The sequence below is a fragment of the Gardnerella sp. DNF01198P genome (assembly GCF_049244165.1).
Classification (GTDB): Bacteria; Actinomycetota; Actinomycetes; order Actinomycetales; family Bifidobacteriaceae; genus Bifidobacterium; species Bifidobacterium swidsinskii.
Genome location: NZ_CP058382.1, coordinates 246,555 through 272,764, shown reverse-complemented (window position 1 = coordinate 272,764; position 26,210 = coordinate 246,555). Strand labels below are relative to the sequence as shown.

Annotated in this window: 30 protein-coding genes, 1 tRNA gene and 2 pseudogenes; 1 reads left to right on the top strand and 32 read right to left on the bottom strand. The window is 45.8% G+C overall.

The annotated features are described in order from the left end of the window. Positions 1-15: 15 nt before the first annotated feature. The 10 genes and pseudogenes from HXT44_RS01285 to nusA form a co-directional block, all read right to left on the bottom strand. Entirely contained in the window at positions 16-573 is a 558-nt protein-coding gene (locus HXT44_RS01285) for a cysteine hydrolase (RefSeq protein WP_064621690.1), read from the bottom strand. A 42-nt stretch (positions 574-615) separates the two neighbouring features. After that, complete coding sequence (locus HXT44_RS01280) at positions 616-2,139, bottom strand: purine-cytosine permease family protein (protein ID WP_421782972.1); 1,524 nt, start codon at positions 2,137-2,139, stop codon at positions 616-618. A gap of 79 nt (positions 2,140-2,218) precedes the next feature. Beyond that, positions 2,219-3,343 (bottom strand): PfkB family carbohydrate kinase, encoded by a 1,125-nt coding sequence (locus HXT44_RS01275; RefSeq protein ID WP_076002624.1) that lies wholly within the window; start codon positions 3,341-3,343, stop codon positions 2,219-2,221. Positions 3,344-3,397: 54 nt separating this feature from the next. After that, positions 3,398-4,441 carry an ADP-ribosylglycohydrolase family protein gene (locus HXT44_RS01270; protein WP_410310964.1) on the bottom strand — a complete coding sequence of 348 codons (1,044 nt, stop codon included), beginning with the start codon at positions 4,439-4,441 and terminating at the stop codon, positions 3,398-3,400. Positions 4,442-4,562: 121 nt separating this feature from the next. Next, positions 4,563-5,807 (bottom strand): bifunctional riboflavin kinase/FMN adenylyltransferase, encoded by a 1,245-nt coding sequence (gene ribF, locus HXT44_RS01265; protein ID WP_004105442.1) that lies wholly within the window; start codon positions 5,805-5,807, stop codon positions 4,563-4,565. A 61-nt stretch (positions 5,808-5,868) separates the two neighbouring features. Then, positions 5,869-6,972 carry a tRNA pseudouridine(55) synthase TruB gene (truB, locus tag HXT44_RS01260; protein WP_421782970.1) on the bottom strand — a complete coding sequence of 368 codons (1,104 nt, stop codon included), beginning with the start codon at positions 6,970-6,972 and terminating at the stop codon, positions 5,869-5,871. Between the two features lie 48 nt (positions 6,973-7,020). Next, positions 7,021-7,575, bottom strand: a complete 555-nt coding sequence (rbfA, locus tag HXT44_RS01255; RefSeq protein WP_004109626.1) for a 30S ribosome-binding factor RbfA — start codon at positions 7,573-7,575, stop codon at positions 7,021-7,023. Between the two features lie 2 nt (positions 7,576-7,577). Then, positions 7,578-9,911, bottom strand: a pseudogene (gene infB / locus HXT44_RS01250) (translation initiation factor IF-2); the annotation flags it as partial. Positions 9,912-10,294: 383 nt separating this feature from the next. Beyond that, positions 10,295-10,442: pseudogene (locus HXT44_RS01245) on the bottom strand (translation initiation factor IF-2 N-terminal domain-containing protein); the annotation flags it as partial. A 318-nt stretch (positions 10,443-10,760) separates the two neighbouring features. Further along, positions 10,761-11,843 carry a transcription termination factor NusA gene (gene nusA / locus HXT44_RS01240; RefSeq protein ID WP_012913832.1) on the bottom strand — a complete coding sequence of 361 codons (1,083 nt, stop codon included), beginning with the start codon at positions 11,841-11,843 and terminating at the stop codon, positions 10,761-10,763. A 171-nt stretch (positions 11,844-12,014) separates the two neighbouring features. Between nusA and HXT44_RS01235 the strand changes: the two genes are divergently transcribed. Next, the gene (locus HXT44_RS01235; protein ID WP_012913831.1) at positions 12,015-13,016 is read left to right on the top strand and encodes a hypothetical protein; all 1,002 of its coding nucleotides are present in this window, start codon (positions 12,015-12,017) and stop codon (positions 13,014-13,016) included. A gap of 782 nt (positions 13,017-13,798) precedes the next feature. On the opposite strand, the gene HXT44_RS01230 is transcribed toward HXT44_RS01235, so the two are convergent. From HXT44_RS01230 to rpsQ, 22 genes are all read right to left on the bottom strand, one after another. Then, a tRNA-Ser gene (locus HXT44_RS01230) sits at positions 13,799-13,884 on the bottom strand. A 90-nt stretch (positions 13,885-13,974) separates the two neighbouring features. Beyond that, positions 13,975-14,892 carry a tRNA pseudouridine synthase A gene (locus HXT44_RS01225; protein ID WP_421782967.1) on the bottom strand — a complete coding sequence of 306 codons (918 nt, stop codon included), beginning with the start codon at positions 14,890-14,892 and terminating at the stop codon, positions 13,975-13,977. 118 nt (positions 14,893-15,010) lie between these two features. Beyond that, complete coding sequence (locus tag HXT44_RS01220) at positions 15,011-16,270, bottom strand: Mbeg1-like protein (RefSeq protein WP_004109646.1); 1,260 nt, start codon at positions 16,268-16,270, stop codon at positions 15,011-15,013. A 127-nt stretch (positions 16,271-16,397) separates the two neighbouring features. Continuing rightward, positions 16,398-16,832, bottom strand: a complete 435-nt coding sequence (gene rplQ, locus HXT44_RS01215) for a 50S ribosomal protein L17 (RefSeq protein ID WP_004129014.1) — start codon at positions 16,830-16,832, stop codon at positions 16,398-16,400. A 77-nt stretch (positions 16,833-16,909) separates the two neighbouring features. Then, the gene (locus HXT44_RS01210; protein ID WP_004574084.1) at positions 16,910-17,905 is read right to left on the bottom strand and encodes a DNA-directed RNA polymerase subunit alpha; all 996 of its coding nucleotides are present in this window, start codon (positions 17,903-17,905) and stop codon (positions 16,910-16,912) included. Between the two features lie 79 nt (positions 17,906-17,984). Next, positions 17,985-18,383 carry a 30S ribosomal protein S11 gene (gene rpsK, locus HXT44_RS01205; RefSeq protein WP_064621938.1) on the bottom strand — a complete coding sequence of 133 codons (399 nt, stop codon included), beginning with the start codon at positions 18,381-18,383 and terminating at the stop codon, positions 17,985-17,987. 83 nt (positions 18,384-18,466) lie between these two features. Beyond that, entirely contained in the window at positions 18,467-18,844 is a 378-nt protein-coding gene (gene rpsM / locus HXT44_RS01200) for a 30S ribosomal protein S13 (RefSeq protein ID WP_004105472.1), read from the bottom strand. A 144-nt stretch (positions 18,845-18,988) separates the two neighbouring features. Further along, the gene (rpmJ, locus tag HXT44_RS01195) at positions 18,989-19,102 is read right to left on the bottom strand and encodes a 50S ribosomal protein L36 (RefSeq protein WP_003842636.1); all 114 of its coding nucleotides are present in this window, start codon (positions 19,100-19,102) and stop codon (positions 18,989-18,991) included. Between the two features lie 20 nt (positions 19,103-19,122). Next, positions 19,123-19,341 (bottom strand): translation initiation factor IF-1, encoded by a 219-nt coding sequence (gene infA, locus HXT44_RS01190; protein ID WP_004105485.1) that lies wholly within the window; start codon positions 19,339-19,341, stop codon positions 19,123-19,125. 142 nt (positions 19,342-19,483) lie between these two features. Beyond that, positions 19,484-20,044: an adenylate kinase gene (locus tag HXT44_RS01185; RefSeq protein WP_012913828.1), complete on the bottom strand. Its 561-nt coding sequence runs from the start codon at positions 20,042-20,044 to the stop codon at positions 19,484-19,486. A gap of 28 nt (positions 20,045-20,072) precedes the next feature. Continuing rightward, entirely contained in the window at positions 20,073-21,416 is a 1,344-nt protein-coding gene (secY, locus tag HXT44_RS01180) for a preprotein translocase subunit SecY (protein ID WP_004574086.1), read from the bottom strand. 195 nt (positions 21,417-21,611) lie between these two features. Then, on the bottom strand, positions 21,612-22,067 hold the full coding sequence (gene rplO, locus HXT44_RS01175) for a 50S ribosomal protein L15 (protein WP_004105490.1): 456 nt from the start codon (positions 22,065-22,067) through the stop codon (positions 21,612-21,614). A 2-nt stretch (positions 22,068-22,069) separates the two neighbouring features. After that, entirely contained in the window at positions 22,070-22,252 is a 183-nt protein-coding gene (gene rpmD, locus HXT44_RS01170; protein WP_004105491.1) for a 50S ribosomal protein L30, read from the bottom strand. After that, on the bottom strand, positions 22,252-22,980 hold the full coding sequence (rpsE, locus tag HXT44_RS01165) for a 30S ribosomal protein S5 (RefSeq protein WP_004574087.1): 729 nt from the start codon (positions 22,978-22,980) through the stop codon (positions 22,252-22,254). Before rpsE ends, rpmD begins: the two co-directional genes overlap by 1 nt. Continuing rightward, positions 22,977-23,348, bottom strand: a complete 372-nt coding sequence (rplR, locus tag HXT44_RS01160; RefSeq protein WP_004109670.1) for a 50S ribosomal protein L18 — start codon at positions 23,346-23,348, stop codon at positions 22,977-22,979. The genes rpsE and rplR overlap by 4 nt, the downstream gene beginning before the upstream one ends. 1 nt (position 23,349) lies before the next feature. Then, on the bottom strand, positions 23,350-23,889 hold the full coding sequence (rplF, locus tag HXT44_RS01155; RefSeq protein WP_004109673.1) for a 50S ribosomal protein L6: 540 nt from the start codon (positions 23,887-23,889) through the stop codon (positions 23,350-23,352). 16 nt (positions 23,890-23,905) lie between these two features. Then, positions 23,906-24,304: a 30S ribosomal protein S8 gene (gene rpsH, locus HXT44_RS01150; RefSeq protein WP_004105495.1), complete on the bottom strand. Its 399-nt coding sequence runs from the start codon at positions 24,302-24,304 to the stop codon at positions 23,906-23,908. Positions 24,305-24,390: 86 nt separating this feature from the next. Continuing rightward, positions 24,391-24,576 carry a type Z 30S ribosomal protein S14 gene (locus HXT44_RS01145; RefSeq protein ID WP_003808046.1) on the bottom strand — a complete coding sequence of 62 codons (186 nt, stop codon included), beginning with the start codon at positions 24,574-24,576 and terminating at the stop codon, positions 24,391-24,393. Between the two features lies 1 nt (position 24,577). After that, positions 24,578-25,150 (bottom strand): 50S ribosomal protein L5, encoded by a 573-nt coding sequence (rplE, locus tag HXT44_RS01140; protein WP_004109679.1) that lies wholly within the window; start codon positions 25,148-25,150, stop codon positions 24,578-24,580. Further along, entirely contained in the window at positions 25,147-25,482 is a 336-nt protein-coding gene (gene rplX / locus HXT44_RS01135) for a 50S ribosomal protein L24 (protein WP_012913827.1), read from the bottom strand. Before rplX ends, rplE begins: the two co-directional genes overlap by 4 nt. Before the next feature lies 1 nt (position 25,483). After that, positions 25,484-25,852 (bottom strand): 50S ribosomal protein L14, encoded by a 369-nt coding sequence (gene rplN, locus HXT44_RS01130; protein WP_004574089.1) that lies wholly within the window; start codon positions 25,850-25,852, stop codon positions 25,484-25,486. 90 nt (positions 25,853-25,942) lie between these two features. Next, a complete protein-coding gene (rpsQ, locus tag HXT44_RS01125; RefSeq protein WP_004114365.1) occupies positions 25,943-26,209 on the bottom strand; it encodes a 30S ribosomal protein S17 in 267 nt (88 codons plus the stop codon). Position 26,210: the final 1 nt, after the last annotated feature.

The following is a 26,210-nucleotide window of genomic DNA, read 5'->3' as shown; positions in this document are numbered from 1 at the left end:
CCAAGTGCTACTACTTTAAAGGATTTCGCTTGTGCTGCACACTGTTATAAGCGGCGTAAAAAGCTCCATAGTTTTAAGAGCTAGCTTATGATTTTCTGGCGTGCTTCCTGCACAAGCATCTTCTGCGATACGCACAGCAACGCCATTATCTGCTGCAGCTAAAGCGGTTGTTAGTACGCAACAATCTGTTGCGACTCCGCAAATTGTTATTTTGTGACATTCGCCTAATGCAGCTTTAAGCTTCGTACCCCACTTTCCAAAAGTTTCGCAAGTAACTACAGTGTGACCTTCCGCAAGTTCTGCTGTTTCTGGAGTGAAGTCATACATTGGGTCGTCAGGTTTTACGAGGAATTGTGGCCAATCTTTAAAATAGTCAACCCAAGCGTTTTCTGGCTTAAGCGGTGCTACATAGCGCGTGTAAATTACTCGATTACCATAGGCTTTTGCAAGTTTTGTAAAAGCTTCGGTTGTTGAATCGTAAGTGTGATCTGCGCACGCCCAAGTCGACCACTCACTTTCGCAAAAAACGCGCTGTCTGTCGATTACCACTAACCATTCGTCTTCTTTAATCATTTGAATATCCTTTCATACGAATATCCTTTTTCATTTTTATTTTTATTCTGCAATTTCGCTTGTCTGCAAACCTACTTCGCTTGTTGGCAAATCCGCTTCTTGCTTAGCAATATCTTTACGCTGGAAAATTAAAGAGCCAATTAAGCCGATTAGTAGCGCAACTATTACGCCCAAGTTTGCACCAGCCCAGCTACTTGATTTTCCGCCAACAAGCCAAAGCAAATAACCTTGCCATGTAAGCCATTTCGCTGCAGAGTTTACGACCAAACCCCATCCAACAATCGTTCCAACGCAAAGAATTGTAAAAGCTTTAACATTCCAAGCGCCATAGCGACCTTCCGGCTTATACAAGTCCTCAGTGCAATAATCTTTTTTGCGAACAAGCACATCCGTAGTAAACATTCCAGCCCAAACAGCCATTGGCACTCCCAAAGTTGTTAAGAAGCCTTGGAATGGTCCAATAAATGTGTCGGAGAAGAACGTGACATAAACAACACCAAGAGTAGTTAGAATTGCAGTAATAATTGCTGCAACAGTTCTAGGAATACGTATTCCAAAAGATAGCAACGCAAGACCGTTTGAATAATTGTCCATAATTGCTCCAGACATAAGTCCTAGAACCGCTACAATCGTGTACGGAATCAAATACCACGCTGGCAAGATTGCCGCAATTGCTCCAATCGGGTCGTTTCCAACGTTTTGAGCTAATTTCATATTAGAAGCTGCGAGTAGAAGACCGTAGAAAATTAGGAACACGTTTGCAATTGACGCTCCAAAAGTAGTCCAAAAAACGATTCCGCTATTTGAAGATTTTCTAGGCAAGTATCTTGAGTAATCAGCAGCAACATTAACCCATCCTATGCCGAAGCCAGTCATAACGAAGAAGCAGCAACCGAGCATTGCAGGAAGAGATCCGTTTGGAATTTGACCAATCGCAGCAAAGTTTATGTGTCCCCAGCCTAGTACGAAGAATCCAAGAGTGATTATTCCCGTTACAATTGTTATAACTTGCTGGCACTTCATAATTAAGTCGTAGCCGTAAATTCCAACAATTACAATTAATCCAACTACGATGATTGTGCTCACGATTTTAACACTCATACCACTACCCCAGCCGATCTTTTCTGCGGCTGTTGCCATTGCAAGAACGGCAGTTATTGCTAGAGAAATCTCCCATCCGAGCGTTGCAATCCAACTTAGTGCTGCTGGAATGTTTGCTCCACGTACACCGAACGTTGCGCGAGTCAATACCATTGTTGGCGCGTTTCCACGTTTGCCGGCTATTGAAATCACTCCAACCAGCAGGAATGACACAATTACGCCGATTATTGTCATCAGCGTTGCCTGCCAGAAGGATATTGCAAAACCAAGCGCCCACGCTCCGTACGACATTGCAAATACAGAAATATTTGATGCAAACCACGGCCAGAATAGGCTTGATGGCGTTCCTTTACGCTCACTTTCACTTATTGTGTCTATGCCTTGTTCCTCAATGCTTAAGGAATGTTGACTCGACGAGTCTGTGGCTTGTTGAGTTTTAGATTCTCCTACTTGAGATTTACTCATTTTTCACCTAGCTTCTTTTTATATTGATTTTGTTTTATAGATTTGTGGATAATTTAAGAAAATCCATTAAATGTTGGTGTTAATAAACATTTGTTTTAATAAAATCTTCTATCTCCTTTTTTGTAGGACACGTTGCAGGCCCATATTTTGTGACAGCAATAGCAGCTGCAGCATTCGCGCATAAAACAGCCTGCTTAAGTGTCATTTTGTAGCCTATACAAGCCGCAAGTACGCCAGTATGAGCATCGCCAGCTCCATTCGTATCTACTGCTTTTACTTGAAATCCTTTAATATGCTCGGCTTCTTTACCTAAATCACACACCCAAGCTCCGTGAGATCCTGCATGAACGATGAGCGGAGCTTTTAACGCACGCTGTAAACGCTCAATCTTTCGTTTTGTAAGTTGATTATTTATTTTGTCATTAAAGTTTTTGCTATCAGCAACTTTGCTTTCGTCAGCATCTTCGCTGCAATCATCTTCGATTTCGTCATTTCCCCAAGCGTTAAGCCTTTTTGCTAAAATCTCAGCTTCTCTAGCATTACACAACCAAATTGGCGCGTAGTCAATCAAAGCTTTTAAATCTTCATCTAAAATATTTGCAATCATTGGAGACGCATCAAAAATCGCTGTAAACCGGCGCTTGTGTTTATCAAAAGAACTCTCTAAAGCACTACTTGAAGCACTACTAATTGAACCGCATGTTCTTAACATAAACCGCAAAAGCGCGCGCTTTATAGGACTCACAAATGTGTATCCACTAATGTACACAACATCTTGCGGATTTGGGTTTACTAAGTCAAAAGCATGCTCGTCACCACTAGTTTCTGCACCTTTAGTAGATATAAAAGTTCGCTCTGCGCTTTTATCCGTAAGAGCTATGCAAAATCCTGAATCAAGCATGGAATTTTTTGTGCCAATATGCGAAATATGCGCTTCGTTTAAAGCTTTAGAAATAATATTTGCAAAATAGCCTTCACCCAAAACGCCAGCCCATTGCGCTTTAGCTCCCATTTGACTTGCAGCAAATAGCATGTTGTAACTTGCACCAGCGCTCATACTATAAGAGTTTGCAAATATGTCTTCACCAGGCTTAGGAACAGAGCTAACTTTCATAGTTACATCTACGATAATTTGGCCAAGTGAGATTACCTGCGGCACTACCAAACTTGCTTTTTCATTCAAGCTTATGTTTGATTCGTACATTGCAATCGCCTCTGAAAGCTACTATGCAGCATATTCTCCACTTTTCTCAATCTTCTAATTTTTTCTAATTAAGCACAAATCATACACTGTCTTTTCTACGTCATAGCAGTGTTCAATTCGCAAATTCTCTAAAACGCGTTCTCGTATTTTTTCATCGAATACTTGCAACCCATACTGTGAGCCCAACATCGCAGAGCACATTGCAGCAATCGTATCAGTATCTCCGCCAATCGATGCTGCAAAACACGCAGCTTTGGTTGGTTCATTCGCAAAGCGAGTTGCAATTGCGAAAGCTGCAGCTACGGATTCATTAGCTTCAACACTTGTACCACAATCATTTTGGAGTATTTCCGCAAATTCTTCGTCACTAACAGATGCGAAACTCAACTCTTCAGCTTTTTTAGTGAAAAATTCGACCCTACTTATAACGCTTGCTTTTGCGCTCCAATTGCCATACTTTGGAAGCGATTTTACGAATTTTATTGCTTCTTTAAGCGGATTCTCACAACCTTCAATACCTAAACTTACTGCCGCAGCAATAAGAGTTGTAGATTCAATTCCTTGAGTCGTATTGTGAGTAATTAAGCATGATTTTCTGGCTGCATTAGCGAGAGATTCACCTGGTTTGAAAGCAATGCCAATTGGCGTCGCACGCATTGCACCACCATTAGTTGTGCCAAATTTGCCTGTTTCTTCAGGACTTACTCCATTTACAAGCGCTTTTAAAGCTGACTTAGTTGACGGTCCTAGCAAATCCAAGGAACCTTTTTCGCGCATTGCATCTTCCCAATCTAAAAGATTTTGCGCATACTTGTTGTTGTCAATATTGCCATTATCTGCGATTATGCGTTCAGCAAGTAAAAAAGCTTGCTCCGTATCATCAGTTACGGAACCTGCTTTCATATTTGGCGCGATTGGCTGCTGACTTACAGCATCCATTAACCTTGTAATTGGACCGCCATAAAAACGGCGTATGCTTTGAGCGCTCATACTTTGAGTTGGCATTCCAAGCGCATCGCCTATAGCAAGACCAACAATAGCTCCAAACGCGCGATTATATGTTTCACTTTGCTCAAGATTGATTGATGCGTTTATCATAAGTATATTTTATGCTTTAGCAAACACAATTTTAAAAGCACTTGGGCTATAAACTAAAAGCAACTAGCACAAATAATCGCAACTAAAAGCAACTAAGCACAACTAAACACAAATATCAAAATCAGACTTCAGCTTCAGCATCTGTAATCTCGCGCACTTGCTCAACATTAGCTTTGAGCATATCTTTTAGCGCGTCAACTGAGTCAAAAGCCTGTTGCGGACGCAAGAAACTAGCAAACTCAATGCAAACACGATGCCCGTACAAGTCTTTCCAATCGTCGAACAATCCGTAAGCTTCAACAGTGCGCTCTGCATCTTCTTCGCCATCTTTATTAAATGTTGGCTTAGTTCCAATAGAAATCGCAGCAGGCCAACGCCACGGAGAATGAACGCCTAAATGAAGCTCATCACGACGCAAAACACTCACATCTGGAACAGCATTTTTCGATGGTCTGACATCGTTCTTATTGTCAGCATCTAAATCAACAACCCAGCCTGCATACACGCCATCAACTGGCACATAGCCTTCAATTTTTTCGCCAAGATTTACTGTTGGGAATCCAATCTCGCGCCCACGCTCGTCTCCATGAACTACTGTTCCTTCAACGCGATGCGGCTGATCCAAAATTTCACGCGCTTCTTTGACTCGACCAGTAGCCAACATCCAGCGCACATTTGTAGAACTCCAAGCACGCACTTTCTTATTTGGCATGCTCTTGCTCCAAGCACGATATTCAGCTTTATTCATGCCCTCAGAAGGATCTTTAGGATCTCCAGGTTCCTGTGGAACTTCACGAACAATAGGATCAGGCACGCGAACGTCATCTGGACCCAAATCCTCTACTTCAATAAGCTCAAAAACTCCAGTTGCTTGAGACAACTCACGAATTGCTTTAATATCACCAGCACGACGAGCACCAAGCGCAGCATCAGAGCCAAGAACTAATGCTCGCATACCAAGCTTTCCAACGAGCTGACCTAAGAAGAAACGGTACGATTTTGCAGCAAAAGCAAGGCTGTAGCGCACAATCACAACATGATCAACATCCAACTGTGACATCACACGCAAACGTTGACGCACGCTTGTAAGAGCATCCGGATCGTCCGGGAGTTTAGAATTAACGTCGCCAAAATCATCGTATAAATCAGGATTAGCATGCACTACGCTTGGACGCGGATCAAACATAATCACTACTGAAAACGCTCCATGACGATGCGCAAGATCCACAGTACGACGAATAACCTCGCGATGACCTTTGTGCATACCGTCGAATACGCCAATGGTAACAACCGCTTTACGCTCCGCACTTAACGTTGGCCAATTAATCATGCCGTTGGCATCTGGTCGAATGTCGATGACCTTCATGATATCCTTACTATCCGCGTTCAAGCATTACTCAAGCAAACTACGCAAAATACGCAATTCGTTATTTTAAATACTTATCTAGTTTACCAGTCTTCTCGCTTGCCGGAAATACCACAATTGGTTTGATTTGATTACTTTTTATATTTTTTGTCAATTCAACTACTGCAACAACGTCACATTCCTCAGTATTTGCGTTTGGAACGTACGCTATTGCAGGATAATTTTCGTAATTTATGCCAGATTTAAGCTCAATCCAGCGCCCAAAACGTAAGTCTTTAGCTTGATTCTCATCAATGCTTAAAGTTGGAAGAGAATGCGAAGCTGCATCCATCATATTTAAGCAAATTTTAGGAAGCATATTATTTGCGTCAAAATCGTCACTAGGAACTGCTTTTGAGCGATGCTGCAATACTCCATTGCGATCAGTAAATTCTCGCATTTGAGCGCGAAGTTTAAGAACTCGCGAATCAGCAACCGAAAAATCACCAATGCTAGTGCGACGAAGCTGAGTAAGATGTCCACCAACTCCTAGTAAGCGACCTAAATCACGAGCTAAAGCGCGAATATATGTTCCACTATTGCAAGAAACTTTTGCAGATATATCGCATACGAGTTTCCCACTCACTCCCCTAGTAATTCGAGGATTACTTACTGAAAAATCACTAACAAATATCTCTCGAGGAGCAATCTCTACTGATTTTCCTTCGCGCGCTAAATCATAAGCTCGTTGACCATTAATTTTAATAGCAGAAAAAGCAGTAGGAGCTTGCATAATTTTGCCTACTAAATTTTCGCTAACAACTTGCTTAATTCGCTCAAAAGACAGTGACTTTTCAAAAGACGTGTCGTCATTATCGACATGAACCCCCGGACCTATATTTAATGCAGTATCCGGAAGAATCTCACCTTCTGCGTCATCAGTAGTAGTTGCTTCTCCTAAGCGGATTACTGCTTCATAGGTTTTATTGTGCCCCAACATGTAATTTAAAAGTCGCGTTGCGTTGCCAAAACCTATGATTAGCAATCCTGTTGCCATAGGATCAAGCGTTCCTGCGTGCCCAACTCGCTTTGTATGCAACAAATGACGAGCGCATGCAACAATATCGTGACTTGTAACGCCCTGAGGCTTATCTACAAGCAGTAATCCTGAATCTGGTATGCACATAAGTTAAATCTAGCTACTATACGATTCACATTGAGTTTGCTTTGAGATTTAATTGTTGTCAGACGATTCAGACGTGCCTTCAAAGTCGTCGCTTTCAAAGTCATCGTCGTCGTCAAAATCGTCGTCGTCGAAATTATCATCGTCAAAGTCATCGTCAGATTCTTCAACTTCGCGCGGCTTCTTATATGGATCGACATCGCCAGCATACTTAGCATTTTCACGCAATTTAGCTAATTCTTCATCACGATGACGAGCTGCAACAAGAATATCCTCAATTTCGTGCGCTTCAGATGGCACTTCGTCATAAATAAATTGCAATTGGGGAGTCAAACGCAATCCAGCTTTTGCACCGACCAAAGAGCGCAGTCGACCGTGAGCCTGCTGCAAAGCTTGTGCTGCACGCTGACGCTCACCCTGCTCTTTACCTTCGTGACCAAGTTGCGTCCAGTAAACCTTTGCAATTTGCAAATCGTTCGTAACGCGCACTTCCGTAATAGTCACACTCGCCAAACGCTTATCATGCAAATGCGATTCCATATTAGAAGCGATTACGCGCTGAATTAATGCTGCAATACGTGCAGCTCTAGGATTCGTTCCTGCCATAATTACTTGCGCTCAATCTGCTTCATTTCAAAGGTTTCGATTATATCGCCAAGCTCAATGTCATTGAAGCTGCCGAGATTAATACCAGCTTCGTAACCTTCGCTAACGGATTGCACGTCATCCTTAAACCTACGCAAGCTGGAAATCTCCAGGTCGTTGACTGTAGCAACGCCGTCGCGCAAAATACGGCACTTCGTACCGCGCTTGACTTCGCCATCTTGAACCATAACACCAGCAATATTGCCGAACTTGGAAGAACGGAAGATTTCGCGAATCTCAGAGTGAGAAGTGACAACCTCTTCAAATTCTGGCTTAAGCATACCCTTCAAAGCAGCTTCGATATCTTCGATTGCCTTGTAAATAACCGAGTAGTACTTAACCTCCACACCTTCGCGTTCAGCCAAATCAGCAACCTGACGGTTTGGACGCACGTTGAAGCCAATAATCACAGCCTTATCGACAGTTGCCAAGTTCACATCATTCTGAGTAATTGCACCAACACCGCGGTGAATAACCTGGATGCCAACTTCCTCAGAGACCTCAATCTTCATCAAGGAATCTTCCAAAGCTTCAACAGAACCAGAAGAATCGCCCTTAATAACGATGTTCAGCATGTCAACTTCAGACTTAGCGAACTGTTCCTTAAGGCTTTCAAGAGACACAACCTTGCGGCGCTTAGCAAGCTGAGCTGCACGCTCTGTAGCTGCACGCTTTTCAGCAATTTGACGAGCAGAACGGTCGTCCGAAGTAACCAAGAACAAGTCGCCAGCGGTTGGAACAGAAGTCAAACCAAGCACCTGAACAGGAGTGGAAGGAGCCGCATCCTGCAAATGCTTGCCGTTCTCGTCAAGCATAGCGCGCACACGACCATAAGAAGTGCCAGCAACGATAGAATCACCAACGTGAAGAGTACCTTGCTGCACAAGAACAGTAGCAACAGCACCACGACCCTTATCGAGTCGAGCTTCGATAGTTGCACCGCGAGCATCCATATTTGGATTTGCCTTAGGATCAAGCTCAGCGTCAGCAGTCAACAACACAGCTTCAAGAAGCTTATTGACGTTAGTGCCCTGCTTTGCAGAAATATCCACAAACATGGTGTCGCCGCCGTATTCTTCAGCAACTAAACCGTATTCTGTAAGCTGACCGCGAACCTTTTCAGGATTAGCACCTTCAACATCAATCTTGTTCACAGCCACAACAATTGGCACATGAGCAGCTTGAGCGTGGTTAATAGCTTCAACAGTCTGAGGCATTACGCCGTCGTCTGCTGCAACAACAAGAATTGCAACGTCTGTAAGCTCAGCACCGCGAGCACGCATAGCAGTAAACGCTTCGTGACCTGGAGTATCGAGGAACGTAATCTTACGAGGTTTTCCTTCAAGATTTACAGTTACTTGATAAGCACCGATACGCTGAGTAATGCCACCTGCTTCGCGATCGATAACATTCGACTTACGGATGGTATCAAGCAAGCGAGTTTTACCGTGATCGACGTGACCCATAACAGTAACAACAGGCGGACGAGATTGCAAATCGTCATCTTCTTGCAGCTCTTCTTCGTCCAAATCGATGTCAAACTGCTGCAAAAGCTCTTTATCTTCTTCTTCAGCAGAAACAATGATGATATTCCAACCGATTTCTTCACCCAAAATTTGGAATGTCGACTCATCCAAAGATTGTGTAGCTGTTGCCATCTCACCCAAGTGGAAGAGAACAGTTACCAAAGCTGCTGGATTTACATCGATCTTTTCTGCCAAATCAGAAAGAGTTGCGCCTTGACGCAAGCGAATCGTAGCGCCGTTACCAGAAGGAATACGCACGCCGCCAATCACTGGTGCTTTAAGCTCTTCGTATTCACGACGTTTCGCTAAACGATTCTTACGAGCCTTAGAAGATTTACCACCTTGACGACCGAATGCGCCTGCAGCTCCTGCACGACCGCGACCGCCGCCACGCGATGGACCACCATTAGGTGCGCCTGCTGCAGCAGCCTGGAAGCTAGCTCCTTGAGATGCAAAACGAGATTCTGCAGATGGGCGAGAAGATGCACCAGAGCCAGCACCTGCGCCACCTTGACCACGACGCTGACCCGACCACTGCGATGAGCGTGCGCCGCCTTGACCAGAGCGGCCACCACGCGAGCGGCCACCGCGTTCTGCACGTTCACCACGCGAACCTTGAGGTCCAGAGCCAGCTTGACCTGGACGACCACCGCGGCCATTTTCAGCACCAGGACGAGACATCGGATGAGGACGTGGAATATCTCCAGGTGTAGGAGCACGCATACCTTGCTTACGGCTAAACGGATTATTACCAGGACGTGGAGCAGATGCGCCTGCACCTTGTGCATTCTGGTGCGGACGAGGGCGAGGAGGCATCTGTGAACGATCTGAGTGAGATTGACCTTGAGCTTGCTGTCGCGATTCGCCGCGATTATCACGATTATCATTGCGACGATCATTTTTTCTATTTTCGCCGGCAGCAGCATTAGAACGCGAAGGATTGTTTGAACGAGTATGATTTGCACCCGGCTTTGGAACAAAATGAGAAGCTGTGTTGTGCACAGGCTGGTTAGCAGAAGAGCCAGCTACAGAATCACTGTGTGACGAATCTTTAGCTTGAGGTTTAGCCTGCGGCTTAGCTTGAGGCTTAGCTTTTGGCGCAGCAGGCTTACTTGCACTAGATGCCTTTTCGGACTTATTTCCGTCAGATGCTAACGCTGTTTGCAAACGACGAACTACTGGAGCCTCAACTGTTGAAGAAGCAGACTTAACAAATTCGCCCATGCTCTTCAAACGCTCCAACACGGTTTTACTGTCTACACCAAATTCTTTGGCCAGTTCATACACGCGCTTTTTAACCACTCAGTGTTCTCCTCTGTCTGTGGCAGCGCTAGTACACGCGACCACTTTACATTATTGCGAGCTTATTATTTATTATCGTGCGATATATCATCGTGCGACCATGATCTTATACCTCGTCTCCCGCCGGACGATGGCGATTGCCTTTCGCCCAGATTCCAGCTTTTAGCATACTCGAAACGTTGGATTGACTCGAGTGTCGCTAAATGCCACGCGAGAGACTACTTTATTTGCACACCACTAACAAAATAAACAATCAAGAAGTGCTAAACATTGCGGAAATATCAATCTAAAAATATTTAGCACTTCTCAATTAACAATCTATTCAGCAGCAGATGCGTTATTATTCAAATCAGCTGAAGCAGGCTGAGCATTTTGTGCTTGAGCTGCAGCAACCTTCTTAGCATGCTCTTCCGCAGACTCAATACCAATCTTCCAACCAGTCAACTTTGCAGCCAAACGAGCGTTCTGACCTTCTTTACCAATAGCAAGAGAAAGCTGAGCATCATGAATAAAAGCAACTGCAGTTTGATTCTTTTCACTCACTACTTGCACTTGTGTAGCAGTAGCAGGCGAAAGAGCAGCAGCAACAAACTTTGCTGGATCAGACGACCAATCGACAATATCAATTTTCTCTTGACCCAAGTTTTCCATTACAGCACGCACGCGTGAACCGCCAGGACCAATTAAAGCACCCTTTGGATTCACACCTTCAGTATTAGCTCTAACAGCAATCTTTGTGCGAGCTCCGGCTTCACGTGCAATCGACATAATAGAAACTGCTCCAGAAACAAGTTCCGGCACTTCTCGCTCAAAAAGACGACGAACTAATTCAGGATGTGAACGTGAAACAACAATTTCTGGACCACGCAGACCACGCGCAACATTTACGACATATACGCGAATACGCTCACCATGGCGGTAACGTTCACCTGGAACCTGCTCGCGACGCGGCAAAATAGCTTCAACATCTCCAACAGCAACGTGGATGTTAGTGTTATCTTTTGCGTCTTGTTGAATGATGCCGTTGATAAGTTTGCCTTTTTGACCAGAAAACGCACCAAATACGCGATCATCTTCAGCTTTACGGAAAATTTGACTAATAACTTGACGAGCCGTCGCAGCAGCTAAACGACCAAAATCACGCGGAGTATCGTCATACTCCTCTCCCAGCGTTGGAGCTGGATACGGGTTATCTTCAGTAGGTTTACCAGGAATTTCATCCCTAGCCCACACAGTGAACGAACCTGCACGTTCGTCCAATTCAACTCGCACATGCTTTGCAGGATGAGCGGTTTTCATATACGCAAGACGCAAGGCCTCGGCGAGCGCCTCGTCCAGCTCCTCGGCATTAATCCCCTGCTGTGCCGCAAGCTGATGCATTCCCGCCAAATCCAATTCCATCGCGCACGTCCTCTCGTTATAACGCATTAATTTATGATTATCAATTGTAACTATTAGAGCACACTTATCTTTTTCTTCTAATAACAGCTAGCTTTAATTGTTACAGACTTAGAACAAATACCAAATTAATAAATCGATATTGGTCACAGTCAGTGGCTATTTTAGTAGATTATGCAGACACTTTATGTTTTGTTAAATGATATATACAAACAAGTAAAACGCAGTATTGCCAGAGCACTCGTGCTTCTTATATGCGTTTTAATATCTCCACTGCTAACAGCTTGCGGAACATTGCAAAACATTCATGTCGAGCATACAGTTCACACAGCAGCTCCAGAAAATGCATGTGCTAAAGCATACAGGCTTGCGCAAAAAAGGCAGCGCGAAATCAAAAAGAACCAGAATAACACATCCCTTAAGGATTTTGAAACTGCAGCGAAATATTGGAAAACTGTCGCTCAGCAATGCCCAGGAAGATTAAGCGAAAGTATTGTATACAGCACGCAAGCTCAATGGGAAATGCTTTCAAAGAAAAATAGTGACGAAAATTCAAATAATGTAAGCAATAAAAGCGGAAACGAAAGCTCAGAAAATACAAAAACTACAACAGCGCAACAAATGGAGCATGATTCATACGCGAATCTTATAGAAGTAATAAATCATTACAAAAACTTCAAATGGACACATCAGCCCTTGGCTCAAGCTGCAGAAGCTGAAGACAAACTTGCTTTTATTTTACAGACACTAGCAGCGCGAAAAGAGCAAAATATTGCATTGGAATACAGCGATATGGCGTCGACAAATGCTCAAACTCTTATGCGAGCTGCAGGAGAAGGAACAGACTTGCGCAAAAAAGTTTACGATATTCCTCAAGAGACGTTAGAAAGCGGAAAAACACATGATTCAGTAAGCGGAAAAGATCTGCCGATTACCGCTATAGCTTACATGGATTGCGCTAGAGAAGAACTAGCTGCTTTTAATCAAATAATAACGATTACGTCAAAAAATAATAATGCATCCGAGAATAACGTTACTGCAAAAAGCGATGATAACGATTCTGTAATGCGCGCCCAACAAACTCTTAAAAATGCAATTGTGCAATTAATCACATCTAGACTGTTAAGAGCTTATGAACTTGGGTATCCTACTGATACAAAGCTTATTTTGAAGTAAAACTTAACCTTGGGGCTTTTAGCCTATAGGGCATTCCCTTTTACACACAAAATAGGACTTAACCACAAACGCGAGATAAGTTGCGCACGTTTGGAGCAATTTCCAAAACAAAACGCTCCAAACACGAGGAGACTCTCTCACAGATGGAGGGTCACACAACCTCAAACACTCCAAACGCGAGAGAAAGTTCGCGCGGATTAGGGTTATAGGCCAAAAAGTGTGTAAGAAATCATGTCTTAGACCTTGCAATACAAGGGTTTTGCGGTAATCGAATCTGTTTTCTGCACATTCGCCACCTGGACAAAAAGTGTGTAAAAAATAAGCTCATAACCCTTATAGCAGTAAGGCTCGCAGTATATCGAATGTAGGTTATTTCTTATGTTAAGCGGCGTTCGAAGCATGTATTAGCTGAGTATTTAACAATAAATCGTCAAAGGCTGTTACTAACGCAGATTACGTACTGCGCGAGTAACATATGACCGTTACTTTCTTAAGATACTTGACTGAGTTTTTAACAGTGCTGAGGCTAGTTTATGCCACAGAATACTCATCAGCTTAGCTTTACACACTTTTTGGCCTATAACCCTAAAAAGCTTCAAGCGCGAAATACGGCAACACAAACCTAACACACTACGTTAAACACACTAGCCCACACTTTCTGCGTCTTTATTGACGCAGAAAGACCTCGCTTGCGTTGGAAGCACACTGTGCTTCCAACCTGAGCAAGCTCGGCAGAATAAAAAAGCTTCAAGCGCGAAATACGCTTGAAGCTTATTATTCTGCGGATGAAGCGAGATTCGAACTCGCGGAGGATTTTACCCTCACACGCTTTCGAGGCGTGCTCCTTAGACCGCTCGGACATTCATCCACTTACGATTCGCGCAACAAAATCGCGCGCAAACGCAACTTTTCAATTGTAAACCATGGCGCGAATATAAATTTATGGCGAGTTGAAACGCTATAACTCAGCAGAATCACGGCGAGCGCGAATCTTTTCTGCACGCTCTGCAAGCTCATTATCTGGCGGATACGCCACATATTCTAAAGTCAAACCTTGCGGCGCAATAGGACCAGTAGAACCTTCTCGAAGCGGCGTATTAATCTTCTCAACAAACCAATCAAGCGTGCGCTTACCACACCCAATCTGCACACAAGCTTGCACAAGAGAGCGCACCATATTGTGAGCGAAAGCATCAGCAACAATAGTAAACTCAAGCAAACCCTGCTCAACAGGCGGCACGCATCCAGTTTTAAGCTTAACGCGCACGTCATTAGCACGCGTTCCCACGCGTTCCCAACAGGCACTTTTTACATCGCGAATAGTAGTGCCTCCAGGATTAGGGCGCGCAAAAGATCCAAAATCGTGAAGGCCAATCATAAGCCTCGCAGCCTGGTTCATTGCATCAACATCCAAAACATCATCAAGTTTCAAAACAAAACCGCGCATACGAGGGTCATAATCACAATAATCAGAAGCGTCGCAAATACGATACACATACGTGCGCTCTAACCCAGAAAAGCGTGCATCAAAACCAATGGGCGCAACGCTAACCTTATGCAACGAAATATCTTGTGGCAAAACATGCTTAAGCCTGTACTCGAGCGCGCAAACACCGTCCAATCCGGTATGACCTACGCATCGCAATAAAGTTTCTTCACAAACATCAAGATGACAAACCTGATGCGATGCATGCACGCCCGTATCCGTACGTCCAGCCACAGTAAGGCGCAACGGCTCAGCAGAATCCCCTTCTGGAACGCGCAATACTGTATGCAAAGCCCCCTCAATTTCACCCTGCACGGTGCGCAAAGTAGGCTGCTTAGCCCAACCGTAAAATCCGCCGCCATCATACGCTAAATCTAAGCGAAGTCGCATTTAAAAAACCTTCCATTCGTCATAACTAAATAATTCCGCAATTAAATTCCGTTTACAGTTGCTTCCGCTTAGTATTACTTTCCATCTACAGTTACTCATAAAGCTTGCTTCACCACAGTTACTTCACGCCTACGCCAGCAACAGCAGCAATAATTCCGCGTATAAGCTCATAAGACTTCGCATCCAAGTGCGTTGCCATTCCAAGTAATTTTGGCACAAGCTCAGACCAATGAGAACCCAATAAATCAAAAGTAGGATAACCTAAACTCGACAAAACGTTATACACACTATCAATCCTGCGTTTTCGTTCCTCAACAGGCAAATCAAACATCCAAGAATTCATAGCTTTTGCGATTGCAGCAGCGCGAGCAGTAACTTCATCTCGATAGTCAAAATCACCATCCTCAACATGCCAATACATGCCAAAATGTTGCATTAAACCAACAGAATCAGCCCTAGCTACTTTATATGGCAATCCATTATCCATAAGAAGCCCAATAATCGAAGATTGCGGCACAACTTTCTCTATTCGACTTGCCACGCACGAAAAAACGCTAGTATCTACTACATCATTTGCAAAACCCGGCCCATCCATTGAATAAATTTTAGATACAAGATTGCCAAGTTTTTCATTTTCCGCATCCAATCGCATAGTAGCATAGGACGCCATATTCCCACCTTTTGAATGACCTGTGACAATAATATTCGGGCTGTTATTGCGCTTGTTATTATTATCGCGCTTATTATTGTTATCGCAATTGTCACGCTTCGAATTAGTTGATTTTGCGAAAAACGAGGAAATTTTTTGTAATAAACTAGCTTTTTTTGCAATATATTTACTATATCTTTGTGTTACAGAAATTAAATATTCTGCTGCTGACTCCTGAGCTGGAATTGGGCAGCGAAAGGCCATATTAAAATCTTCTTTCCACCCAACAAGCGTATTATCAGTTCCTCTAAAAGCAACAACAATAGTATTCGGATTATCAATTCCTTCACAAGAACTAAGGTCAAAAGTAACACCAGCAAACTGCTGTTCACAAGATTCATGAGCATTCGATTTATCAAATCGTTCAAGAATTTCCCCTACTTTAATACCTCTGTAGCGCGGATTAGCTGCAACTGCAAAAAGTAACTCTTGACGAAACTTATCAACCTTAGCTACTCCAGAAGAAAACATCGACGAAAAATCTTCAAAACGTAGCAGATCGTAAATAGGCGTAGTCGAAATAACTTTTGACTCACTGTTATATAGCGGAATAGATTTTGGCATATTTATGTATGAAAGCTCACACAAAATCAAAGCATCAACAGAATTAAAACTTCTTTGAGCAAAAGTACGAAAATCGCTTCTTACTTGATCCAAAATATTCGGCATAACTTAATAATAATACAAACAAAAAACGAGCCGAGGAAATCCTCGACTCGTTTTAGCAATTCTTCAAGAAGCGATTAAACGCTTGCTTTAAGATTCACTTTACCGATGCGTAAAGCTGGAATGCAAACTACTCGGCAGCTTCTTCTTTAGCTGCAACCTTGGTAGCTGCTTCAGCTTCCTTCACAACAGCCTTCTTTGGGCTTACTGGCTCAGTTACGAGCTCAATAATTGCCTGAGGAGCGGTATCACCACGACGTGGAGCAATCTTCACGATACGTGTGTAACCACCTTCACGCTGCTTCATCTGCTCAGCAATCTGAGTGAAAAGCACGTGAACCACGGACTTGTTGCGAATTACACGCAACACACGACGACGCGAATGCAAATCGCCACGCTTAGCGAACGAAATCAAACGCTCAGCAAGCGGACGAAGACGCTTTGCCTTTGGCAACGTCGTTACGATACGACCGTGCTGGAAGAGGCTGGTCGCCATATTGGCCAGCATCAGGCGCTCATGAGCCGGGCTAGAAGCCAGACGAGGGCCTTGTTTCGGTGTAGGCATTATTACTCCTTATTGTCGCATCGTTCAGGTGGGCATCAACCCGAACATCCGAACGTTACGACGATTGCAGGCGGAACTTACTCGTCTTCAGGCGAGAAGAAAGTGCCACCTTCGAGATTATTGGCGTCGAAGCCAATCGGTGAAGCCTTCAAAGACAGACCCATTGCCTGCAACTTCTCTTTAACTTCATCGATGGATTTCATGCCGAAATTACGAATATCGAGCAAATCCTGCTCAGTGTGAACTACCAGTTCGCCGACTGTATGAATACCCTCACGTTTCAAGCAATTATAGCTACGCTGAGTAAAATTCATATCTTCAATCGGTATAGCCAACTGAGAATCAGCTTCATCATGAGTTGGCGCTGGACCAACTTCAACACCTTCAGCATCAACGTTAAGCTCACGGCAAAGACCGAAAAGCTCAACTAAAGTCGAGCCTGCAGATGCAACTGCATCACGCGGTGTAATAGCTGGCTTGGTTTCCACATCCAGGATGAGCTTATCGAAGTCCGTGCGCTGTTCCACGCGGGTAGCTTCGACCTTATAGCTCACCTTCAAAACTGGTGAGTAGATCGAATCCACAGGAATGCGGCCGATTTCGCTGTTCTCCTGCTTGTTCATCTGAGCTGGCACGTAGCCGCGACCGCGTTCAACAGTAAACTCAATTTCAAGTTCACCATCTTCTGCGAGTGTAGCAATATGCAAGTCAGGATTAGCAATAGTAACACCGGCTGGAGGAGTAATATCTCCAGCAGTGGCCTCACCTTTACCATTCTTGCGCAAATACATCACTACAGGCTCGTCGTACTCACTCGTGAGCACGATGCCCTTGATGTTCAGCAGAATTTCAGTGACATCTTCTTCAACACCTGGCAGAGTCGTAAACTCATGCAAAGCTCCAGAGATGCGAACCGAAGTAACGGCAGCACCTGGAATAGAGCTTAACAAGGTACGACGCAGCGAATTGCCGAGAGTGTAGCCAAAACCTGGTTCCAGCGGCTCAATAGTAAAGCGAGAACGCTGGGGATTCAGTGATTCCTCGGTAAGTGTCGGACGCTGTGCGATAAGCACTTTGGTATCCTTTCAGCTTCTGGTCGGTGGTGCACTCGCCGCCCATAAGCGGGTTGGATGGATGGATTCGTAAGAGTGCTCAGACGCGGCGACGCTTTGGTGGGCGTACGCCGTTATGCGCTTGTGGGGTAACGTCGGTAATAGAACCAACTTCGAGACCCGCGGACTGGAGGGAACGGATAGCGGTTTCACGACCGGAACCTGGACCCTTAACAAACACGTCGACCTTCTTGAGGCCATGCTCCATTGCCTTGCGTGCAGCAGACTCAGCAGCCAAACCTGCAGCGTAAGGAGTCGACTTACGGGAACCCTTAAAGCCGACATCACCGCCGGAAGCCCAAGAAAGGACTGCACCGGATGGATCGGTAATGGAGATAATCGTGTTATTGAATGTTGATTTAATATGCGCCTGCCCAACCGGCACCGACTTGCGGTCCCGGCGACGCGGCTTGCGCGAGGCTTGCTTTGCAGCTGCCATTGACCCTCGTTTCCTAATGACGAATGAGTTGGTATGTCTAGACGATGGAAATATATCCGTGGCCTAGAGCCGACCACCGACTACTATCGGGTGGCCTTCTTCTTCCCGGCGACAGTACGCTTCGGACCCTTGCGAGTACGAGCATTAGTCTTAGTACGCTGACCACGCACAGGAAGACCCTTGCGATGACGCTGGCCTTGATAGCAGTTGATCTGAATCTTACGACGGATGTCAGCGTCAATCTCACGACGCAAATCGCCTTCAATCTTGTAATTGGCCTCAAGATAATCACGCAAGGTGATCAGCTGTTCATCCGTAAGATCCTTGACGCGAGTGTCCGGATTAACACCGGTCGCGGCAAGCGTTTCCTTAGCGCGAGTACGACCAACACCAAAAATGTAGGTGAGGGCAATCTCAATGCGCTTCTCATTGGGAATATCTACTCCGGCAAGACGTGCCATTGTAATTCCTTTACTGTTACGCAGGTCGTGCACCAAGTCTTCCGCATTAATAGAAATTAAATGCGGCCTGGGCCTGCGCACCCAGGGTTCAGCTTCTGCTGTGACTTAGCGCCTTATTCTTTGTATTCCGCGATGGAAATCTGCTCAGCCCTGACGCTGCTTATGACGTGGGTTAATGCAGATCACCATGACGCGGCCGTGACGGCGGATCACGCGGCAGTTTTCGCAGATCCTCTTCACGCTAGGGCTGACCTTCATGGTTTTCCTTTGCTTGTACCTTACTTATAACGGTACGTAATACGCCCACGATTCAGATCGTAAGGGCTCATCTCTAGCACTACACGATCCTGAGGAAGAATGCGAATATAATTTTTACGCATCTTACCAGAGATCGTAGCTAAAACAATGTGCTCATTCTCAAGCTGAACGCGAAACATCGCATTTGGTAGTGCTTCTACTACCGTGCCTTCGACTTCAATCACACCGTCTTTTGCCATGAGCCTCGTTCCGTTCCTTGGGCATACTACTTTGCGCATCCGAAGACACGCCAATCTTTTATAATACAGTAAATGCGTCCCATTCAACACTCGGCGTGTCGAACAGAACGCATTTTACTTTTTAAATTTAAAAACGCACTACTTAATTAAGTGATTCAACAATGCGATTATTGATTTCCTTAATATCTCCAACGCCATCTACTTCAACCAACTGACCGCGGCTATCATAGATATCAAGCAATGGAGCTGTTTCCTTCTCATACGTTTCTAAACGCTTAGCAATTACTTCTGGAGTATCGTCAGAACGACCTTGCTCCACTGCACGCTTTTGCATGCGTTCGAGCAAAACATCGCGCTCAGCCTCGAGAGCCACAACGTGATCGAGAGGAGTGCCAAGCTCTTCCAACATACGATCCAAAGCTTGAACCTGAGAAGCGTTGCGAGGATAACCGTCGAGAATCCAGCCGCTCTTTGCATCGTCCTGAGCAAGACGATCCTTAACAATGCTGTTAGTCAGCTCATCTGGAACCAACTCGCCCTTGTCAAGATATCCCTGAACCTGTTTTCCAAGCTCAGTATGATTCTTAAGGTTATAGCGGAAAATATCACCAGTAGAAATCGCTGGAATGCCATAATGCTCACTTAACAAAGCGGCCTGAGTGCCTTTTCCAACGCCCTGTGGACCCATAATTAGTAATCGCATATTCATCTCCTTAGCTCGCTAACTGTAGTTACTTAGATACTTGCTTTTGCTCATCATGCTTGAACAAGAAACCAGCATACTGGAATTGTTCAGTCTGAGCCTTTGCTTGACGCAACGTATCCAAACCAACGCCAGCAATAATCAAAATTGTTGTACCACCAAATGGCAATTTTGTATTCAAATGCAAAGCCATAATCAAAACGGTAGGAATCAATGCAACAAAGAGCAAATAAATAGCACCGACAGTATTCAACCTATTCATAACATAGCTAAGATAATGACTTGTAGCACTACCAGCGCGAATGCCTGGTATGAAGCCACCATACTCTTTCATGTTATCTGCAGTCTCATCAGGATTAAAAGTAATCTCTGTGTAGAAGAAGCAGAAGAACACAATCATTACTGTGTAAAACGCAATATACCAAGCAGAAGTGGAATTAGCCAAATTAGCTTCAATCCAATTCACCCAAGCCTTGCTCTTATCTCCAAACTGAGCAATAAGAGTAGGAACAGCAAGAATTGACGAAGCAAAGATTGGTGGAATAACACCACTCATATTTACCTTTAATGGCAAATAAGTCGAAGAGCCGCCATACATTTTTCGGCCAATCATGCGACGCGTATACTGCACAGGAATACGACGCTGAGCAAGCTCAACAAAGTCAACAAATATGAGGATAACAATCAAAACGCCACCAACAATAGCGAACTTATTCCAATCGCCATTAGAACCGTTGGTTCCCCAACCAATCTCCCAAAGCTTTGGCAAGAAGCCAGAGCAAATAGACATAAAGATTAAGACAGACATGCCTTGACCGATACCCTTATCGGTAATGAGTTCTGCCATCCACATAATAAGACCAGTGCCGCCAGTCATGATCAAAACCATGACAATAAGGCTCCACATGCTTCCGTCTGGAATAATATTATTTCCGCACTGATAATTAAACAAAGCACCCGTACGTGCTGTTACCAAAATCGTAGTAGATTGCAAAATTGCCAATCCAATAGTTAGGTAACGCGTGTACTGCGTAAGCTTTGTTTCTCCAGACTGACCTTCCTTATGAAGAGCTTCGAAGCGAGGAATAACCACGCGCAAAAGCTGAATCACAATGGAAGCAGTGATGTAAGGCATAACACCCAAAGCAAAAATAGAAAGCTGCAACAGCGAGCCACCTGAGAACAAGTTAACTAACCCAATAAAGTTCTCGCTCGATGAAGCTAATTTAACAGTGCAAGCGTGCACAACTTTATAGTCCACACCCGGAATCGGAATAAATGAACCAATACGATAAATAATTATCATAGCGAAGACGAAGAGGATCTTGTTCCTCAACTCCTTCGTCCTGAAGGCCTGGATTAACGTTTTCACCTGGGTCTTCCTCCCTTTTTTCGCGCACTCCTAGGCGCAACAGTGCAAAAAACAAACTCTGAGACGATAGTTTAACCCACGGTACCTACTGAAATAGGTTATTGGTGAGTTTTGGTGATAAAAATAGTCCCTCTAGACAATGCTAGAGGGACTATCACAGATTTATAACTGCATCAAGCTTTAAGTAGCCTTTAACTACTCTTCGCTGATGGAGCCGCCGGCAGCCTCAACCTTTGCCTTAGCAGAAGCAGAAGCCTTCATACCCTTAAGAGTCAAGGCAACAGTCAATTCACCATCACCAAGAACTTTTACAGGATAGCCATCACGTACAGCGCCCTTAGTAATAAGGTCAGCTACAGTAACCTCGCCACCCTTTGGGAAAAGTTCAGCAAGATCTGCAACGTTGACGACTTGGAATTCCTTCTTGAAAGGACTCTTGAAGCCACGCAACTTAGGCAAGCGCATGTACAGTGGGAGCTGACCACCTTCGAAGCCAGGACGAACCTGATAACGCTTCTTTGTGCCCTTATCACCACGACCTGAGGTCTTACCCTTAGAGCCTTCACCACGACCTACACGGATGCGATCCTTCTTAGCTCCTGGAGCTGGGCGCAACGTGTGCATATGCAGCATTGGTTCTTCGTTAGCCATAATCAGTCGACCTCCTCGACGCTCACCAAGTGGCGAACGGCCATAACCAAGCCACGATTGACGGGGGTGTCCTCGCGAACTACGCTGTGACCAATCTTATGAAGGCCGAGCGTATGAACATTCGCGCGCTGGCGCTCAGTTGTATGAACTAAACCATGCACCAGAGTGATCTTCAAATTTGACATCACTCACCATCCTTTGCTTCAGATGCCTTGGCGGCCTGAGCTTCTTCGCGAGCCTTGCGAGCTTCGGCAATGCCGGCAGCACGCTCACGGAGCAAAGCATCAGGAGCGACTTCCTCAAGAGAAAGACCACGACGAGCAGAAATCTCTTCTGGCTCTTCGAGCTTCTTCAAAGCGTCCACAGTAGCACGCACTACGTTTACAGCAGTTGCAGAGCCCATGGACTTGGTGAGGATGTCCGTAATGCCGGCGCATTCCATAACAGCGCGTACAGCACCACCAGCAATTACACCAGTACCTGGAGCAGCTGGACGGAGCAACACAGTACCAGCAGCATCGTGACCGAGCACTGGATGAGTGACGGTGCCACGAATGCGTGGAACAGTGAACATATGCTTCTTAGCGTCAAGCTGACCCTTAGCAATAGCAGCTGGAACTTCGCGAGACTTGCCGTAACCAACACCAACAGTGCCCTTACCGTCGCCAACAACAACAAGTGCTGCAAAGCTAAAGGTACGACCACCCTTGTGGGTCTTGGAAACACGGTTAATAGTAACTACGCGATCCAGAAGCTCTTCGCCACGGTTTTCTTCACGACGATTACGACGTTCGCCGCGTTTACCCTCGCCCTTGTTACGGCGAGAACGACGATCATCGTTACGCTCCTCAGCGGATGCCTGAGTGTTCTGAGTTTCTTCAGCCACTTGGGTTTCCTTTTCGTTGTCGCTCACAGTGCCAGACCTCCCTGACGGGCGCCTTCAGCCACTGCTGCGACGCGACCATGATATTTGTTACCGCCACGGTCGAAGACTACAGCGGTGATACCCGCTTCCTTCGCCTTAGCCGCTACTAATTCGCCAACCTTGGTTGCAGCTTCAGTCTTCGTGCCAGTGAAACCAGCGAAGTCAGCAGTCAAAGTGGAAGCACTTACCAAAGTAATTCCCTTGGTATCATCCACAATCTGAGCAACCATATGACGGTTAGAACGGGAAACAACTAAACGAGGACGTTCAGATGTGCCGGCAATGTGCTTACGAAGACGGGCGTGACGACGCAAACGTGCGACTTTGGTACCCTTACCGAAAATCTTAACGCTCATATCACTTACCAGCCTTTCCAGCCTTGCGCAGGATACGTTCATCGGTGTACTTAATACCCTTACCCTTGTAAGGTTCTGGAGCACGAAGCTTACGAATGTTAGCAGCAACCTGACCAACAGTCTGCTTATCGGTGCCCTTTACGATTACCTGGTTAGGATTTGGCAACTCGAACTCAATACCTGCCGGTGGTTGAACGGTAATAGTGTGAGAATAACCGAGCGAGAACTCAATGCCCTTGCCCTTCATCACTGCACGATAACCGGTACCGACAATATCCAAAGTCTTGGTGTAGCCTTCATGTACACCCTTCACCATAGAAGCAACAATTGCGCGAGCCAAACCATGCTTTGCACGAGTTGGACGCAAATCGTCAACTGGAGTCAGAACAATCTGATTGTCAGCGACTGCTGCGGTGATTCCCTCTGGAATTTCATAAGAATCAGAACCCTTAGCGCCTTTGACGCTGAAGGACTGACCTTCAATCTTTACTTCCACGCCTGCAGGAATGTCGACGGGGAGCTTACCAATATGCGATGCCATCTTCAGCTCTCCTTTCTCACCATACGTAGGCGACGATTTCGCCGCCAATGCCTCGATCGAGGCATTCCTTCTGAGTCAACAATCCCGAGCTGGTCGAGATAATAGCAATACCGAGGCCACCAAGAGGCATTGGCAAAGCATCAGACTTTGCGTAACGACGCAAGCCTGGCTTAGAAATGCGCTTGATGCCTTGGATAGAACGCTGGCCATTGGAGCCATACTTCAACGTAATTTCCAACGTCTGTCCAACCTTAGCTTCCTTAGCAGCGAAGTCCTTAATATAGCCTTCGTGCTTCAGAATCTCGGCGATATTCGCCTTGAATTTGGAGTACGGCATTTCCACGGTATCGTGCTTTGCCGCGCTCGCATTACGCAGACGTGTCAACATGTCTGCGATTGGATCTGTCATTGTCATGTGGGCTAACGCCCTTTCTCGCCGTGGTTTCCACCGCCTCTATATGAGAACTTTGTCTTCAAGCAGTGGACCTTCAGCGTCGATATTTACCAACTGGACTTCGTAACACCCGGCAACTCACCGCGATGAGCCTTCTCACGAAGGCAGATGCGGCACAGACCGAACTTGCGATACACGGAGTGAGGACGACCACAAACCTGGCAACGCGTATAAGCGCGTACCTTGAACTTCGGCTTGGCGGCCGCCTTGTTTTTCAGAGCGGTTTTTGCCATTTCAGTTCTCCTTGAATGGGAAACCGAGGTGCTTAAGCAAAGACTTGGCCTCCACATCGTCCTTGGTGGTAGTCACCACGGTGATGTCCATACCACGCTGATGATCAATCGAGTCAGGATCAATCTCATGGAACATAGACTGTTCCGTAAGACCAAAGTTGTAATTACCCTGACCGTCAAACTGGTTGCCATTGATACCACGGAAATCGCGGATACGAGGCAAAGCCAGAGTGAGCAAACGATCCAAGAATTCCCACATACGATCGCCACGAAGAGTTACGTAAGCACCGATAGCCTGACCTTCGCGCAAATGGAACTGAGCGACAGACTTCTTTGCCTTAGTTACCTTTGGCTTCTGGCCGGCAATCAAAGTGAGATCCTTAATCGCACCTTCAATGAGCTTAGAATCACGAGCTGCAGCGCCGACACCCATAGAGACGACAACCTTCTGCACGCGAGCCACCTGCATAGGATTAGTGTGGCCGAATTCTTTCTCCAAGGCTGGTACGATTTCATCCTTGTATTGTTGCTTTAAGCGCGGAGTTGCCGGCAACTCAACTGTAGTATCGGTCATGCCAGCTCCTTTCCGGACTTCTTGGCGACACGCACGCGCACGGTCTTAACCTTGCCGTCACGAGCCTCTTGCTTAACAATCACGCCAACGCGTGTAGGCTGCTTGGTCTCTGGATCAATAACCATCACATTAGAGCGATGGATTGGAGCCTCAACCGAAACAATGCCCGCCTGCTGACCCTGCTGGGTGGCGCGAACGTGCTTCTTAACGATCTGAACGCCTTCTACAATCAAACGGTCATCGGCTAGTACACGAACTACTTTGCCTTCCTTACCGCGATCCTTGCCGCGAATGACCTTCACCTGGTCGCCGGACTTAATCTTGGCTACCATATCAGATCACCTCCGGAGCAAGGGACACAATCTTCATGAAGCGCTGATCACGCAATTCACGACCGACTGGTCCGAAGATACGAGTGCCTTTTGGTTCACGACCGGAGCCGAGAATTACGGCGGCGTTCTCATCGAACTTAATATAGGAACCATCGACACGGCGATGCTCCTTGACAGTACGGACGACGACAGCCTTAACTACGTCGCCTTTCTTGACCGACCCGCCAGGGATCGCGTCCTTGACGGAGGCGACGATGATGTCGCCGATGCCGGCATAGCGTCGCTTCGATCCACCGAGCACGCGGATGGCAAGTAACTCCTTAGCACCCGTGTTGTCGGCGACATGAAGCCGCGTTTCCTGCTGAATCATTGATTCTCCTTAGCCGAGCTGGTTCTCCCCACTCACCTGTGTCTACACATTAGCAGACACAGGTGAAGCGCGGAGCCTTGCCGAACTTGTTTACTTGGCGCGCTCGATAATCGAGTCGAGACGCCAACGCTTGGTCTTGCTCAGTGGCCGAGTTTCCATAATACTCACGAGGTCGCCAATATGTGCCTCATTGTGTTCATCATGGGCTTTGACCTTGCGGGTGGAGCGAACGACTTTACCGTAAAGCGGGTGTGTCGAACGCTGCTCCAGCTCAACGGCGATTGTCTTGTCCATGGCCTCGGACACGACGTAGCCGCGACGAACCTTGCGGAAGTTGCGCTCTTGGTTCTCAGCCATG